This window comes from Pseudomonas sp. VI4.1 (genome assembly GCF_002029345.1).
In the GTDB taxonomy this organism is placed as follows: Bacteria; Pseudomonadota; Gammaproteobacteria; order Pseudomonadales; family Pseudomonadaceae; genus Aquipseudomonas.
On sequence record NZ_MULM01000163.1, the window covers coordinates 1 to 15,554 of the forward strand.

The window sequence follows — 15,554 nt, forward strand, 5'->3', positions numbered from 1 at the left end:
GCCAGCTCCTACAGGGGTCCGCCGAAATGCCTCTGATCCTGTAGGAGCTGGCTTGCCAGCGAAGAGGCCCTCACAAACGACACAAACCTCTCAGACATAAAAAAAAAAAGCCCCGACTCATACGAATCGGGGCTTTCGGTTGAAGCGCTACAACGACTTAACCGTTGAACACATCATCCACGCTTTTCAGCGGGTAGTTCTTCGGATACGGCAGGGTCGCCACACCGGTCTCGATCGCAGCCTTGGCCACGGCATCGGAGATCAGGGTGATCAGGCGGGCATCCATTGGTTTCGGAATGATGTACTCACGACCGAATTCCAGCTTGATGCCGCCATAGGCGTCGCACACTTCCTGAGGCACTGGCAGTTTGGCCAGTTCACGCAGGGCGTTGGCCGCAGCCACTTTCATTTCTTCGTTGATGCGCTTGGCGCGAACGTCCAGGGCACCGCGGAAGATGAACGGGAAGCCCAGTACGTTGTTGACCTGGTTCGGGTAGTCCGAACGGCCGGTGGCCATGATCACGTCGTCGCGGGTGGCATGCGCCAGTTCCGGGGAGATTTCCGGATCCGGGTTCGAGCACGCGAACACGATCGGGTTGGCCGCCATGGATTTCAGGCCTTCAGCGCTCAGCAGGTTCGGACCGGACAGGCCTACGAACACGTCAGCGCCTTCCAGCGCGTCAGCCAGGGTGCGTTTCTCGGTCGCGTGAGCGAAAACAGCCTTGTACTGGTTCAGGTCGTCACGGCCGGAGTGGATCACGCCGGTGCGGTCAACCATGTAGATGTTTTCGATGTTGGCGCCCATGCTCACCAGCAATTTCATGCAGGAGATGGCGGCAGCACCGGCGCCCAGGCAGACGATCTTGGCGTCAGCCAGGGTTTTGCCAGCGATTTCCAGGGCGTTGATCATGCCGGCTGCGGTCACGATCGCGGTGCCGTGCTGGTCATCGTGGAAGACCGGAATGTCGCACTGTTCGATCAGGGCGCGTTCGATCTCAAAGCACTCGGGTGCCTTGATGTCTTCCAGGTTGATGCCACCAAACGTGATGGAGATGCGCTTGACGGTGTCGATGAAGGCTTGCGGGCTTTCGGAGTCGACTTCGATGTCGAAAACGTCGATGCCGGCGAAGCGCTTGAACAGCACGCCTTTACCTTCCATCACTGGCTTGGAAGCCAATGGGCCGAGGTTACCCAGGCCGAGAATCGCTGTGCCATCGGAAATGACTGCAACCAGATTGCCCTTGCCGGTGTATTTGTAGGCCAGTTCAGGATCGCGGGCGATTTCGCGTACTGGTTCGGCTACGCCGGGGCTGTAGGCCAGCGACAGGTCGCGGGCGGTAGCGGTGGCCTTGGTGAGCTCGACACTCAGCTTCCCTGGACGAGGATGGGCGTGATATTCGAGAGCGGCAGTTTTCAGATCAGACATGTGGGCATTCCGCTTTTACTGTTGGACAGACGGATCGCCGAGGATACTCGTGTCGCAAAGTCCCCACAAGACTGACCAGTCACCGCTGTCAAGCGGCCTGCCCTACGACTTTGGGCCAAGAGCCACGGAACACAAGGGATGGACTGTTCACAATCGACATAAAAAATGTCTACAATTTTTTATCAGGGTAGCGCTTGCAGCATCGCCGGATGGGTCAGTGGCAATAACCAGCGCGCCTGCCCGTTTTTGCGCCCACCGCGGCGCGAACGATCCACTACCCAGCCGCGCGCCTCGATCTGCTTGCCCTTGAGCCGCTCAAGCGCCGCCACATCGAACTGGCCAAGCATATTGGGTGCAACGCGCAATACAACTGCATCCTGCAACTCGATCCAAACCCCGCCGCGATTGCGCTGTACCTTGCTCACACGACCGCTGAGCACGGCAAAACCGGACGTGTTGATCTGCTCCGCTTTCAAAACAGGTGATTGTCGCCACACGCCCAGCCCGGCCTGACGGGCACTGCGTTCCGCGGCTTGCTGGCAGGCGACCAGATCGACATTGGGCGCGACGGCCACCTGGAATCCCAGGCCCTCAGCGAGCATTTGCGCTTCGAGGTTGGCGCCATCCGCGCTGTAGAGATGAGCCAGGGTACGGCCGTAGTTATCCTTGCTTTCCTTGCCGGGCAGCACTGCGAGCCGTCCGTCGCTGGCCGCAACCAGCGCTTGCAGGCGTTTGCGGGCCGTCACGGCGAGCGGCTCGTCGGCACGGCCTTTCCTGCCCAGCTCCGGGGTATTCAAACCGATCATGCGCACACTGCGGCCATCGCTCAGGCGCAGCGTGTCGCCGTCCACCACCCGCTGCACCGTGACCGAGGCCAGGCCGTCCGGCGCCGGGCAGAAGGCCTGGGCAGCACATAGCCAAAACGCAGACACAAAAAAGGCGCCCGCAAGGGACGCCTTTTTCATCAGCAAGGTAAAGCCCATGGGGCTTTGTAACCTTACTCTGCCGCAGCAGGAGCCTTGGCTTTGCCAAACGCACCGAAACGGTCTGCGAAGCGCTGTACACGGCCGCCAGTATCCAGAGTCTTCTGCTTACCGGTGTAGAACGGGTGGCACTCGTTGCATACGTCAGTACCCAGTGGCTTGCACAGGTTCGAACGGGTTTCGAACTTGTTGCCGCAGCTGCAAGTTACTTCGATGGTTTCGTATGCTGGATGGATATCGGCTTTCATGGTGTATTCCTCAGGCTAGCGTGCCGCCACTCAACACCATTGTTGAATACCGCACGTAATTAGGCCGCGGATTCTACCAGAGGTTTCAAATCACGCAAGCTGTCCCTCACACCGACCGTCTGCTAGGCTCCCGGTCCAAAGCACATTGCTCTGTAGGAGCGAGCTTGCTCGCGAAAAAGGTACAACCGACGCCACTCAGCGGCTGGAATACCTTCGCGAGCAAGCTCGCTCCTACAGGTATTGCGTCCAGCCTTGCATTTATTGCCCGCCCAAAGAGATCCCCCCGCGTGCCCGACGCCATATTGCGCCTCGCCCTGCCCTCGCCGCTGCGCCGCCTGTTCGATTACCGTGCCCCGGCCGGCGTGCTGCGCGCCCAGTTGCATCCGGGCATGCGCCTGCGGGTGCCGTTCGGCCGACGGGAGATGATCGGGATTCTGGTGGAGGTCACCGACACCAGCGAAGTCCCGGCAGAAAAGCTCAAACCGGCCCTGGCCCTGCTCGACGCCACGCCGCCATTGCCGCCGGCGCTGTTCAAGCTGTGCCTGTGGACCTCCCAGTATTATCAACACAGCCTCGGCGATACCTTGAGCTGGGCGCTGCCGGTGTTGTTGCGCCAGGGCGAACTGGCCGAAGCGCGCCAGGAGCGTTTCTGGTCCGCTGCGCCGGGCGCCAGCCTCGATGACCCACGCATCGCCCGCGCCCCGCGCCAGCGTGAGGCCCTGGCGACCCTGGCCCAGCATCCCCACGGCGTCGCCCATCAGCTGCTGAGCAAACTGATGTTGAGCAAGGACAGCCTCGACCTGTTGCTGGCCAAAGACCTGGTACAGGTGGAAATCCGCAGGCACGCCCCCGGCGCGCGCCACGAACGCTGGCTGGCGCAACCGGAGCTGCCGCTCAATCCCGAGCAGCGTGCGGCTTATGAAGCGATTCGCGCCGGTTTCGACAGTTATCATGCGTTTTTACTGGCCGGCGTCACCGGCAGCGGCAAGACCGAAGTGTATCTGCAGCTCATTCGCGAAACTCTTGAAGCGGGCAAGCAGGCACTGGTGCTGATCCCGGAGATCAACCTCGGCCCGCAGACCCTGGCGCGCTTCGAGCAGCGTTTCAATGCACGCATCGCGCTGATCCACTCGGCGGTCAATGATCGTGAGCGCCTGGACGCCTGGCTTGCCGCGCGGGACGGCGAGGCCGACATCATTATCGGCACCCGCTCGGCGCTGTTCACCCCGATGAAGAACCCCGGCCTGATCATCATCGATGAAGAGCACGACAGCTCCTATAAACAGCAGGAGGGCCTGCGCTATCACGCTCGCGACCTGGCGTTGGTGCGGGCACGGCAGGAAAATATTCCGATTGTCCTCGGCTCCGCCACGCCGTCACTGGAAAGCCTGCATAACGCCTATACCGGTCGGTACGGACTCCTGCGCCTGAATGAACGCGCCGGTGGCGCCAAGCAACCGCGCTTTCTGCGTCTCGACGTGAAAAGCCGCCCCCTGGACAGCGGCATTTCCGGGCCGATGCAGCAGGCCATCGGCCAGACACTGGCGGCGGGTCAGCAGGTGTTGGTTTTTCTCAACCGCCGCGGTTTTGCGCCGACGCTGCTGTGTCACGACTGCGGCTGGATGTCCGAATGCCAACGCTGCGATGCACGGATGACCGTGCACCAGCGCTCCGGCGAGTTGCGCTGCCACCATTGCGGCTACGTCGAACGCGTGCCCCGGCATTGCCCCAAGTGCGGGAAAGTCGACCTGCGCCCGGTAGGGGCCGGCACCGAGCGCGCCGAGGAACGCCTGGCTATTTTGTTCCCCGACGTCCCGGTGCTGCGGGTCGACCGCGACAGCACTTCACGCAAGGACGCGATGAACCAGCTGTTCGCCACTATCCAGAAAGGCCATCCCTGCATTCTGGTAGGCACGCAGATGCTTGCCAAAGGGCACCACTTCCCACGGGTGACCCTGGTGTCGATACTCGATGCCGATGGCGGCCTGTTCTCCGGCGACTTCCGCGCCAGCGAACGCATGGCGCAGCTGATCGTCCAGGTCGCAGGCCGCGCAGGCCGGGCTGAAGAGCCGGGCAAGGTGATCATTCAAACCCACCTTGCAGACCATCCGCTGCTGGTGCAATTGACCGAACAGGGGTATTTCGCGTTTGCCGAGCAGGCGTTGAGCGAACGTCGCTCGGCAGGACTACCGCCGTTTGCGCACTTGGCGCTGCTGCGGGCCGAAGCGCACAAACCGGGGCAGGCCGAAGGTTTTCTCGATGAAGCGTGCAGCGAGGCCGAGCGTTTGCTGGCCGAACAGAACCTGACCGGGATCGAGCTGCTCGGGCCGGTACCGGCACCGATGGAACGACGGGCCGGGCGCTATCGTGCGCAGTTGTTGCTACAAGCGACGGCTCGCGCACCACTGCATCGACTATTAAGTAGCTGGCTGCTGATTTTGGAGCAGATGCCTGGTGGGCGGGCGGTGCGCTGGTCGTTGGATGTGGATCCGGTGGATTTGTATTGATTTCAAGATCGCCATCGCGGGCAAGCCGGTCTCGCTCCCACAACGGGCCTGTGGTGTTCATCGGTTGTGTGATCGATGCATATCCCCCTGTAGGAGCGAGCTTGCTCGCGATGGTCGTCAACGATAACGCTGCAAACCTGACACCCCGCGGCGTTCTCAGGTTATTCGCGAGCAAGCCCGCTCCTACAGCGAAAGCGGCCGAATAGTCACCACATATCCACAACCTGCCCGCTATAGTTGGCAAGCCCGCCTTCGCCACGGATAATGCCCAGTTTTTCCACCAGCGCATTGAAGCGCCGCCGCGCTTGCGGTCGAAAGAGAAGACCATGAAAGACACCATTCGCCAGCTGATCCAACAAGCCATCACCCAACTCGTCAACGAAGGTGTGTTGCCTGAAGGCCTGTCGCCGGCGATTCAGGTGGAAAACTCCCGTGACAAGACTCACGGCGATTTCGCCAGCAACATCGCGATGATGCTGGCCAAACCGGCCGGCATGAAGCCGCGCGACCTGGCCGAGAAAATCATCGCCGCGCTGCCGGCCGACGAAAACGTCTCCAAAGCCGAAATCGCCGGCCCGGGCTTCCTCAATTTCTTCCAGAACACCCAGGCCCTGGCCACTCGCCTGGATGCCGCCCTGGCCGACGCTCACATCGGCGTGCGCAAGGCGGGTGCGGCGCAGCGCACCGTGGTCGACCTGTCGGCGCCGAACCTGGCCAAAGAGATGCACGTCGGCCACTTGCGCTCGACCATCATCGGCGACGGCGTGGCGCGGGTCCTCGAGTTCCTCGGCGACGAAGTGATCCGCCAGAACCACGTTGGCGACTGGGGCACCCAGTTCGGCATGCTGATGGCGTACCTGCAGGAAAACCCGGTCACCAGCGACGAGCTGTCGGACCTGGAAAACTTCTACCGCGCGGCCAAGCAACGTTTCGATGAATCCGAAGAATTCGCCGACCGGGCTCGAGGCCTGGTGGTCAAGCTGCAAGCCGGTGACCCGGACTGCCTGGCGCTGTGGACCAAGTTCAAGGACATCTCGCTGTCCCACTGCCAGAAAATCTACGAGCTGTTGAACGTCAAACTGACCATGGCCGACGTGATGGGCGAAAGCGCCTACAACGACGACCTGATCAACGTGGTCAACGACCTCAAGGCCGCCGGCATGCTGGTCGAAAGTAACGGCGCCCAGTGCGTGTTCCTCGACGAGTTCAAGAACGCCGATGGCGACCCGCTGCCGGTGATCATCGTCAAGGCCGACGGCGGCTACCTGTATGCCACCACCGACCTGGCGGCTGTGCGTTACCGCAGCGGCAAGCTCAAGGCCGATCGCGCACTGTATTTCGTCGATCAACGTCAGGCCCTGCACTTCCAGCAAGTGTTCGCCGTGGCGCGCAAGGCCGGCTTCGTGACGCACCCGATGGAGATGGAACACATGGGCTTCGGCACCATGAACGGCGCCGACGGCCGTCCGTTCAAGACCCGTGACGGCGGCACCGTGAAGCTGATCGACCTGCTGACCGAAGCCCAGGAACGGGCCTACAACCTGGTGAAAGAGAAAAACCCGGAACTGGCTGAGGACGAACTGCGCAACATCGCCAGGGTCGTGGGCATTGGCGCGGTGAAGTACGCCGATCTGTCCAAGCATCGCACCAGCGACTACAGCTTCAACTTCGACCTGATGCTGAACTTCGAAGGCAACACCGCACCGTATCTGCTGTACGCCTACACCCGCGTGGCCGGAGTGTTCCGCAAACTCGGCAAGGATTTCAGCGAAGTCGAAGGCCAGATCGTCCTCGAGGCGGCACACGAACACGAACTGGCCGCGAAACTGGCGCAGTTCGGCGAAGTGTTGAATAACGTGTCCGACAAAGGTACGCCGCACATTCTGTGCACCTACCTGTACGATGTCGCAGGCCTGTTCTCCAGTTTCTACGAGAACTGCCCGATCCTCGGCGCCGACACCCCGGCGCAAATGCAGAGCCGCCTGCGCCTCGCCGCGCTGACCGGCCGCACTCTCAAGCAAGGCCTGGAACTCTTGGGTCTGGAAACTCTGGAGCGTATGTAAGTTGGCCGCCAAGAAAAAACCTGCACCCAAGCGTGGCGCCAGCCGTTACCAAGCTCCTGCAAAGCAACCGATTCCGGGCTGGCTGTGGATGGCCATCGGCCTCACGGTCGGCGCGTTTATCGTGTTCCTGATGAAGCTGGAACCGGGCAAGGGCAGCGAGAGCGTCAAGCGCGAGAAAATCGAGCAGCAGAAAGCCACCCGGATCGCCGAGGCCAACAAGACCCCGCCGAGCCCGACACAGCCGGTGAAGCCGAAATACGACTTCTATACCTTGCTGCCGGAATCGGAAGTGATCGTGCCGCCGGACGCGGTGCCGGAGAAAACCCTGCCGACGCCACAAGTGCCGGCCATTCCGACCACGCCGGTGACGCCGGAGCAAGCGGCGAAGATCGATACCGCGCGGGCTCAGGCCGCACTGGCCGGGATTACTCCGCCGCCAGCGCCGCCGGTGTCCAAAGCGGCACCGGTGACCAAGTTCTTCCTGCAGGCCGGCTCGTTCCGCAAAGAAGCTGACGCGGACAAGGTTCGCGCGCAGATCATCCTGCTCGGTCAGGCGGTGGCGGTTGAATCCGGCACCGTGAAAGATGAAACCTGGTATCGGGTACTGGTCGGACCGTTCAGCAACCGCGAGCAACTGACCACCGCCCAGAAACAACTGGCCGGCAGCGGTTTCAGCAACCTGTTGTTACAACAACGCCAGAGCCGTTAAAGGACACAGCCTCAAGAGATAATAACGGGGCAAATGCTCTGGGCGGCCTGGAATACCGGGTCGCCTCCTTCGCGAGCAAGCCCGCTCCCACATTGAATCTCCGTTTGCCATAGAACCTGCAAACAACACAAATCCAGTGTGGGAGCGGGCTTGCTCGCGAATGGCGTCAGCACACGCAACACACACCTCGCCAAAACCACACCGCTCGTCCTCTCTCCCTCCCCGCAGTTGAAAAACGCATCACCACCCCCATATGAGTTGGCATAAGGCATTTTCGCCCCACTGCGTGGAGACTCTCCCTTGACCACCATCGTTTCAGTTCGCCGCCACGGCAAAGTCGTCATGGGCGGCGACGGCCAGGTTTCTCTGGGCAATACCGTGATGAAAGGCAACGCGAAGAAAGTTCGCCGCCTGTACCACGGCCAGGTGATCGCCGGCTTTGCCGGCGCCACTGCCGACGCCTTCACCCTGTTCGAGCGTTTCGAAGGCCAGCTCGAGAAACATCAGGGTCATCTGGTTCGCGCCGCCGTCGAACTCGCCAAAGAGTGGCGCACCGACCGCACCCTCAGCCGCCTCGAAGCCATGCTCGCGGTCGCCAACAAAGACGCGTCCCTGATCATTACCGGCAACGGCGACGTGGTCGAACCCGAAGAAGGGCTGATCGCCATGGGTTCCGGGGGTGGTTATGCCCAGGCCGCCGCCAGCGCGCTGCTGAAGAAAACCGATCTGTCCGCCCGGGAAATCGTCGAAACCGCACTTGGCATCGCCGGCGACATCTGTGTATTCACCAACCACACCCAGACCATTGAGGAGCAGGACTGCGCCGAGTAAGCCTGTTCAGGCCTTTGTGCCACGGCTCATTCTTGCTTGAGGTCCGCCAAATACTTATGTCCATGACTCCCCGTGAAATCGTCCACGAACTCAATCGCCATATCATCGGCCAGGACGATGCCAAGCGCGCCGTCGCCATCGCGCTGCGTAACCGCTGGCGTCGGATGCAGCTGCCTGAAGAGCTGCGCGTTGAAGTGACCCCCAAGAACATCCTGATGATCGGCCCGACCGGCGTCGGTAAAACCGAGATCGCCCGGCGCCTGGCCAAACTGGCCAACGCACCGTTCATCAAAGTCGAAGCGACCAAGTTCACCGAAGTCGGTTATGTCGGTCGCGACGTAGAATCGATCATTCGCGACCTGGCTGACGCGGCCATCAAACTGCTGCGCGAACAGGAAATCACCAAGGTTCGCCATCGCGCCGAAGACGCCGCCGAAGAACGCATCCTTGACGCCCTGTTGCCACCGGCACGCATGGGTTTCAACGAAGACGCCGCGCCGTCGGCCGATTCCAACACCCGCCAGCTGTTCCGCAAGCGCCTGCGCGAAGGTCAGCTGGACGACAAGGAGATCGAAATCGAAGTTGCCGAAGTGGTCGGCGTCGATATCTCCGCGCCGCCGGGCATGGAAGAAATGACCAACCAGTTGCAGAGCCTGTTCGCCAACATGGGCAAGGGCAAAAAGAAAAGCCGCAAGATCAAGGTCAAGGAAGCACTGAAACTGGTGCGTGACGAAGAAGCCGGTCGCCTGGTCAACGAAGAAGAGTTGAAGGCCAAGGCCCTGGAAGCGGTCGAGCAGCACGGCATCGTGTTCATCGACGAAATCGACAAGGTCGCCAAGCGCGGCAACTCCGGTGGAGTCGACGTGTCCCGTGAAGGCGTGCAGCGCGATTTGCTGCCGCTGATCGAAGGCTGCACCGTCAACACCAAGCTGGGCATGGTCAAGACCGACCACATCCTGTTCATCGCCTCCGGTGCGTTCCACTTGAGCAAGCCGAGCGACCTGGTGCCCGAGCTGCAAGGTCGCCTGCCGATTCGCGTCGAGCTGAAGGCGCTGACGCCTGAAGACTTCGAACGCATTCTCAGCGAGCCGCACGCCTCGCTCACCGAGCAGTATTGCGCTTTGCTGAAAACCGAAGGCCTGGTCATCGAGTTCCAGCCGGACGGCATCAAGCGAATCGCCGAGATCGCCTGGCAGGTCAACGAGAAGACCGAGAACATCGGTGCCCGCCGCCTGCACACCCTGCTCGAGCGCCTGCTTGAAGAGGTGTCGTTCAGCGCCGGCGATCTGGCCAGCGCCCACGAGGAGAAGGCGATCCTGATCGACGCCGACTACGTCAACAACCACCTGGGCGAATTGGCGCAGAACGAAGACCTGTCCCGTTATATCCTGTAAGCCACACTTGTAGGAGCGAGCTTGCTCGCGATGAACCTGAGGGCGACGCGTGTATTCAGTAAGTACGCGTTATCGTTAACGTCCATCGCGAGCAAGCTCGCTCCTGCAGGGTTCCACCCATAACGGAACTCAGGCCATGACCCAACTCCCCACCGACATCAAACTGCACAAAGCCTCGAAAACCCTGTCGCTGAAATACGCGACCGGCGAGGAATTTCACCTGCCCGCCGAATTCCTTCGGGTGCACTCTCCCTCCGCCGAGGTCCAGGGCCACGGCAAACCCATCCTGCAATTTGGCAAGATCGGCGTAGGCCTGTCCAAGGTCGAACCGGCCGGCCAGTACGCACTGAAACTGACCTTCGACGACGGCCACGACAGCGGCCTGTTCACCTGGGAATACCTGTACCAGTTGGGCATGCGCCAAGAGGATCTCTGGAACGATTATCTTGCCGAGCTCAAGGCGGCCGGAAAAACCCGTGACCCAAGCGAGTCCATCGTCAAGCTGATGCTCTAGGTCGGGCCTCTCGTTCTTTAGAAGGCATTTTCTAATTTCATCTGTTTGAATGCTCGGCTTACAGGCCGACGATTGGCCTGCTTGCGAAAAAAATTAAACTCGGGTAACCAATGGAACTGGCAAGGTCCCTGCAGTGCTCGCTGTACTGAAAAGCAGCGATGCAGAATTAACGGTCACCCGAGCAGTAGTACCTGGCATTGGCTGTGAGACTGCGCAGCCGGCCCGGGTACTCGTCTCGGGACAATGGAGCGTCGTAGATGAGTAACAAGAATAACGATGACTTGAAGTATCAGGCCTCGGAAAACACCTTGGGACTGAATCCTGTCGTTGGATTGCGTGGCAAGGATCTGCTGGCGTCTGCTCGGATGGTGCTCAGGCAAGCCATCAAACAACCCATTCACAGTGCCAAACATGTCGCCCATTTCGGTCGTGAACTCACGCACGTGCTGCTCGGCAAGTCCGGGCTGCAACCGGCAAGCGATGACCGTCGCTTCGCGGATCCGGCCTGGAGCCAGAACCCGCTCTACAAACGTTATCTGCAAACTTATCTGGCGTGGCGCAAGGAGCTCCACGACTGGATCGACGAGAGCAATCTGTCGCCCAATGATGCCAGTCGCGGGCATTTCGTGATCAATCTCATGACCGAAGCCATGGCGCCGACCAACAGCGCGGCCAACCCGGCAGCGGTCAAACGCTTCTTCGAAACCGGCGGCAAAAGCCTGCTCGACGGCCTCTCGCATCTGGCCAAGGATCTGGTGCACAACGGCGGCATGCCGAGCCAGGTCAACATGGGCGCATTTGAAGTCGGCAAAAGCCTGGGCGTGACCGAAGGCGCAGTCGTCTTCCGCAACGACGTGCTGGAGTTGATCCAGTACCGGCCGACCACCGAGCAGGTGCACGAGCGGCCCTTGCTGGTGGTGCCGCCGCAGATCAACAAGTTCTATGTGTTCGACCTGAGCCCGGACAAGAGCCTGGCGCGGTTCTGCCTGCGCAATAACGTGCAGACCTTCATCGTCAGCTGGCGCAACCCGACCAAGGAGCAGCGCGAGTGGGGGCTGTCGACCTACATCGAGGCGCTCAAGGAAGCGGTCGACGTGGTCACCGCGATCACTGGCAGCAAAGACGTGAACATGCTCGGCGCCTGCTCCGGCGGCATCACCTGCACCGCGCTGCTGGGTCACTATGCGGCGCTTGGCGAAACCAAGGTCAATGCGCTCACCTTGCTGGTCAGCGTGCTCGATACCACGCTGGACAGCGACGTGGCGCTATTCGTCAATGAACAAACCCTCGAATCCGCCAAGCGCCACTCATATCAGGCCGGTGTGCTGGAAGGCCGCGACATGGCGAAAGTCTTCGCCTGGATGCGCCCCAACGATCTGATCTGGAACTACTGGGTCAACAACTACCTGCTGGGCAACGAGCCGCCGGTGTTCGACATCCTGTTCTGGAACAACGACACCACGCGGTTGCCTGCGGCATTCCACGGCGACCTGATCGAACTGTTCAAGAACAACCCGCTGATTCGCCCCGACGCACTGGAAGTGTGCGGTACGCCGATCGACCTGAAGCAGGTCACTGTCGACATCTTTTCCCTGGCCGGGACCAACGACCACATCACGCCGTGGAAGTCCTGCTACAAATCGGCGCAACTGTTCGGCGGCAAGGTCGAGTTCGTGCTGTCCAGCAGCGGGCATATCCAGAGCATTCTGAACCCGCCGGGCAATCCGAAATCGCGCTACATGACCAGCAGCGAAATGCCGGTCAAGGCCGAGGACTGGCAAGAAAACTCCACCAAGCACACTGACTCCTGGTGGCTGCATTGGCAGGCCTGGCAGGCCGAGCGTTCGGGCGACCTGAAAAAGGCTCCGGCGAAACTGGGCAACAAGGCGTATCCGCCAGGCGAGGCGGCACCGGGCACTTACGTACACGAGCGGTAATCGACGCACCTCGCTCTACCTGTAGGAGCGAGCTTGCTCGCGATGGACGTCAACGAGAACGCATACTCCCTGGATCACGCGTTGTCCTGTCGTTTTTCGCGAGCAAGCTCGCTCCTACAGGGGATCGAGTACGAATTCACCCACAGGGTTTGAAGCATGCCGCAACAGTTCATATTTCGTACCGTCGACCTGGATGGCCAGACCCTCCGCACGGCGGTACGCCCCGGCAAGCCTCACTTGACGCCCTTGCTGATTTTCAACGGCATTGGCGCCAACCTGGAGCTGGTGTTTCCGTTCATCGCAGCGCTGGACCCGGACCTGGAAGTCATCGCCTTCGATGTACCCGGGGTCGGCGGCTCGTCGACGCCAAACCGACCGTATCGTTTTCCGGGCCTGGCGAAACTCACGGCGCGGATGCTCGACTATCTCGACTATGGAAAAGTCAACGTGATCGGCGTGTCCTGGGGTGGCGCCCTCGCCCAGCAGTTCGCCTTCGACTACCCCGAGCGGTGCAAAAAACTCGTTCTGGCGGCCACGGCGGCTGGCGCGGTGATGGTGCCGGGCAAGCCCAAAGTGCTATGGCTGATGGCCAGCCCACGGCGCTATATCCAGCCGTCTCATGTCATCCGCATTGCGCCGATGATTTACGGCGGTGCGTTCCGGCGCGATCCAACCCTCGCCGCCAGCCACGCCGCCAAGGTGCGCTCCGCGGGCAAGCTCGGTTACTACTGGCAGTTGTTCGCGGGCGTCGGCTGGACCAGCATTCACTGGCTGCACAAGATCCATCAGCCAACCCTGGTGCTGGCCGGCGACGACGATCCGCTGATCCCGCTGATCAACATGCGTGTGCTGGCGTGGCGGATTCCCAACGCTCAGTTGCACATCATCGATGACGGGCATCTGTTCCTGATTACCCGGGCCGAAGCAGTGGCACCGATCATCATGAAATTCCTTGAGGAAGAAAGGCAGCGCGCGGTCATGCATCCGCATCCGGCGCCATTGGGCGGTTAACCGGCCCATTGTCGGCCGGCAGGACGCCGCTGCGCGCAACAACCCGTAACAGCGACTATGGTGTTCTGGTTCGACGTATTTGTTTTGGGCCTGAAGACCAAGGAGTGTTGAGTCATGCGCGATAAACCAGCGAGGGAATTTTTACCGACTCCCGCCGCGTTCATCAATGCACAGAGTGCGATTACCGGCCTGCGGGGTCGGGATCTGTTTTCAACCCTGCGCAGCGTTGCCGCCCATGGTTTGCGCAACCCGGTGCACACCGCCCGACACGCCTTGAAACTGGGCGGCCAGTTGGGTCGAGTGCTGCTGGGTGAAACCCTGCACCCGACCAATCCGCAGGACAATCGCTTTGCCGACCCCGCATGGAGCCTCAACCCTTTTTATCGTCGCAGCCTGCAGGCTTATCTGAGCTGGCAAAAGCAAGTCAAACACTGGATCGACGACAGCAACATGAGCCCGGACGATCGCGCCCGTGCCCACTTCGCGTTCGCGTTGCTCAACGATGCCCTGGCCCCGTCCAATACCTTGCTCAATCCGCTGGCGATCAAAGAGATCTTCAATTCCGGCGGCAACAGCCTGGTGCGCGGTATCAGCCACCTGGTCGACGACCTGCTGCACAACGACGGCCTGCCCAGGCAGGTCACCAAACAAGCTTTCGAAGTGGGCAAAACGGTCGCCACCACCACCGGCTCCGTGGTGTTTCGCAATGAGCTGCTGGAGCTGATCCAGTACAAGCCAATGAGCGAAAAACAGTATTCCAAACCCTTGCTGGTGGTGCCGCCGCAGATCAACAAGTACTACATTTTCGACCTGAGCCCCCACAACAGCTTCGTCCAGTTCGCCCTGAAAAACGGCCTGCAAACCTTCATGATCAGTTGGCGCAATCCTGATGTGCGCCATCGCGAATGGGGGCTGTCGACCTACGTTGAAGCCGTGGAAGAAGCGATGAACGTTTGCCGGGCGATCACCGGCGCCCGCGAGGTCAACCTGATGGGCGCCTGCGCCGGCGGCCTGACCATCGCCGCCCTGCAAGGGCATTTGCAAGCCAAGCGACAACTGCGCAGGGTATCCAGCGCGACGTACCTGGTGAGCCTGCTCGACAGTCAGATGGACACGCCCGCGACCCTGTTCGCCGATGAGCAAACCCTCGAGGCAGCCAAGCGCCGGTCCTATCAGAAAGGCGTGCTGGACGGTCGAGACATGGCCAAGGTCTTCGCCTGGATGCGCCCCAACGATTTGATCTGGAGTTACTTCGTCAACAACTACCTGTTGGGCAAGGAACCGCCGCCGTTCGACATTCTCTACTGGAACAACGACAGCACGCGCCTGCCAGCGGCCCTCCATGGCGACCTGCTGGACTTCTTCAAGCACAATCCGCTGAGTCATCCGGGCGGCCTTGAAGTGTGCGGTACGCCGATCGACTTGCAGAAAGTCACGGTCGACAGCTTCAGTGTGGCCGGTATCAATGACCACATCACCCCCTGGGACGCGGTGTACCGCTCCACCCTGCTACTGGGTGGAGAGCGGCGCTTCATACTCTCCAACAGCGGGCATGTGCAGAGCATTCTCAATCCGCCCTCCAACCCGAAAGCCAATTTCGTCGAAAGCACGAAGCTGAGCGGCGACCCACGAGCCTGGTATTACGACGCCAAGCAAGTCGACGGCAGCTGGTGGACTCAATGGCTGGGCTGGATTCAGGAGCGTTCAGGCGCACTGAAAGAAACCCGGATGACGCTGGGCAACCAGAATTATCCACCGATGGAGGCAGCGCCCGGCACTTACGTGCGCGTGCGCTGAACCTTAAAACGCTGCAGCCAGCCTTCAATCCTGTAGGAGCGAGCTTGCTCGCGATGGACGTTAACGATAACGCGTGCTGCCTGGTCAACCGCGTGTTCCCCTCGTTTTTCGCGAGCAAGCTCGCTCCTACAGGG

General features: G+C 60.9%; 12 protein-coding genes. 9 read left to right on the top strand and 3 right to left on the bottom strand.

Annotation, left to right across the window (positions count from 1 at the left end):
• Window positions 1-157 precede the first annotated feature (157 nt).
• From BZ163_RS19005 to rpmE, 3 genes are all read right to left on the bottom strand, one after another.
• Window positions 158-1,426, bottom strand: coding sequence for a malic enzyme-like NAD(P)-binding protein (locus BZ163_RS19005; protein ID WP_030129218.1), 1,269 nt, complete (start codon window positions 1,424-1,426; stop codon window positions 158-160).
• Window positions 1,427-1,608: 182 nt separating this feature from the next.
• Entirely contained in the window at window positions 1,609-2,409 is an 801-nt protein-coding gene (locus BZ163_RS19010; RefSeq protein WP_128872194.1) for a thermonuclease family protein, read from the bottom strand.
• Window positions 2,410-2,423: 14 nt separating this feature from the next.
• Window positions 2,424-2,657: a 50S ribosomal protein L31 gene (gene rpmE / locus BZ163_RS19015; protein ID WP_028621753.1), complete on the bottom strand. Its 234-nt coding sequence runs from the start codon at window positions 2,655-2,657 to the stop codon at window positions 2,424-2,426.
• A 287-nt stretch (window positions 2,658-2,944) separates the two neighbouring features.
• Between rpmE and BZ163_RS19020 the strand changes: the two genes are divergently transcribed.
• The 9 genes from BZ163_RS19020 (at window position 2,945) to phaC (BZ163_RS19060) (ending at window position 15,420) form a co-directional block, all read left to right on the top strand.
• Window positions 2,945-5,164: a primosomal protein N' gene (locus tag BZ163_RS19020; RefSeq protein WP_128872195.1), complete on the top strand. Its 2,220-nt coding sequence runs from the start codon at window positions 2,945-2,947 to the stop codon at window positions 5,162-5,164.
• Between the two features lie 326 nt (window positions 5,165-5,490).
• Window positions 5,491-7,227: an arginine--tRNA ligase gene (gene argS / locus BZ163_RS19025; protein ID WP_128872196.1), complete on the top strand. Its 1,737-nt coding sequence runs from the start codon at window positions 5,491-5,493 to the stop codon at window positions 7,225-7,227.
• 1 nt (window position 7,228) lies between these two features.
• Window positions 7,229-7,936 (top strand): SPOR domain-containing protein, encoded by a 708-nt coding sequence (locus BZ163_RS19030; RefSeq protein WP_128872197.1) that lies wholly within the window; start codon window positions 7,229-7,231, stop codon window positions 7,934-7,936.
• Between the two features lie 300 nt (window positions 7,937-8,236).
• Window positions 8,237-8,767, top strand: coding sequence for an ATP-dependent protease subunit HslV (gene hslV, locus BZ163_RS19035; protein ID WP_007948954.1), 531 nt, complete (start codon window positions 8,237-8,239; stop codon window positions 8,765-8,767).
• A 56-nt stretch (window positions 8,768-8,823) separates the two neighbouring features.
• Entirely contained in the window at window positions 8,824-10,161 is a 1,338-nt protein-coding gene (hslU, locus tag BZ163_RS19040; RefSeq protein WP_128872198.1) for an ATP-dependent protease ATPase subunit HslU, read from the top strand.
• A 136-nt stretch (window positions 10,162-10,297) separates the two neighbouring features.
• Entirely contained in the window at window positions 10,298-10,675 is a 378-nt protein-coding gene (locus tag BZ163_RS19045) for a gamma-butyrobetaine hydroxylase-like domain-containing protein (RefSeq protein WP_128872199.1), read from the top strand.
• 257 nt (window positions 10,676-10,932) lie between these two features.
• Complete coding sequence (phaC, locus tag BZ163_RS19050; RefSeq protein ID WP_128872200.1) at window positions 10,933-12,612, top strand: class II poly(R)-hydroxyalkanoic acid synthase; 1,680 nt, start codon at window positions 10,933-10,935, stop codon at window positions 12,610-12,612.
• Window positions 12,613-12,768: 156 nt separating this feature from the next.
• Window positions 12,769-13,623 carry a poly(3-hydroxyalkanoate) depolymerase gene (phaZ, locus tag BZ163_RS19055; protein WP_128872201.1) on the top strand — a complete coding sequence of 285 codons (855 nt, stop codon included), beginning with the start codon at window positions 12,769-12,771 and terminating at the stop codon, window positions 13,621-13,623.
• A 114-nt stretch (window positions 13,624-13,737) separates the two neighbouring features.
• Window positions 13,738-15,420: a class II poly(R)-hydroxyalkanoic acid synthase gene (phaC, locus tag BZ163_RS19060; RefSeq protein WP_128872202.1), complete on the top strand. Its 1,683-nt coding sequence runs from the start codon at window positions 13,738-13,740 to the stop codon at window positions 15,418-15,420.
• The last annotated feature ends 134 nt before the right edge of the window (window positions 15,421-15,554 follow it).

Excerpts from the sequence above, each read along its gene's own strand:
- hslU (WP_128872198.1), top strand. The coding sequence starts at position 8,824 with ATGTCCATGACTCCCCGTGAAATCGTCCACGAACTCAATCGCCATATC.
- BZ163_RS19010 (WP_128872194.1), bottom strand. The coding sequence starts at position 2,409 with ATGGGCTTTACCTTGCTGATGAAAAAGGCGTCCCTTGCGGGCGCCTTT.
- phaZ (WP_128872201.1), top strand. The coding sequence starts at position 12,769 with ATGCCGCAACAGTTCATATTTCGTACCGTCGACCTGGATGGCCAGACC.
- BZ163_RS19045 (WP_128872199.1), top strand. The coding sequence starts at position 10,298 with ATGACCCAACTCCCCACCGACATCAAACTGCACAAAGCCTCGAAAACC.
- phaC (WP_128872200.1), top strand. The coding sequence starts at position 10,933 with ATGAGTAACAAGAATAACGATGACTTGAAGTATCAGGCCTCGGAAAAC.
- argS (WP_128872196.1), top strand. The coding sequence starts at position 5,491 with ATGAAAGACACCATTCGCCAGCTGATCCAACAAGCCATCACCCAACTC.
- BZ163_RS19005 (WP_030129218.1), bottom strand. The coding sequence starts at position 1,426 with ATGTCTGATCTGAAAACTGCCGCTCTCGAATATCACGCCCATCCTCGT.
- rpmE (WP_028621753.1), bottom strand. The coding sequence starts at position 2,657 with ATGAAAGCCGATATCCATCCAGCATACGAAACCATCGAAGTAACTTGC.
- phaC (WP_128872202.1), top strand. The coding sequence starts at position 13,738 with ATGCGCGATAAACCAGCGAGGGAATTTTTACCGACTCCCGCCGCGTTC.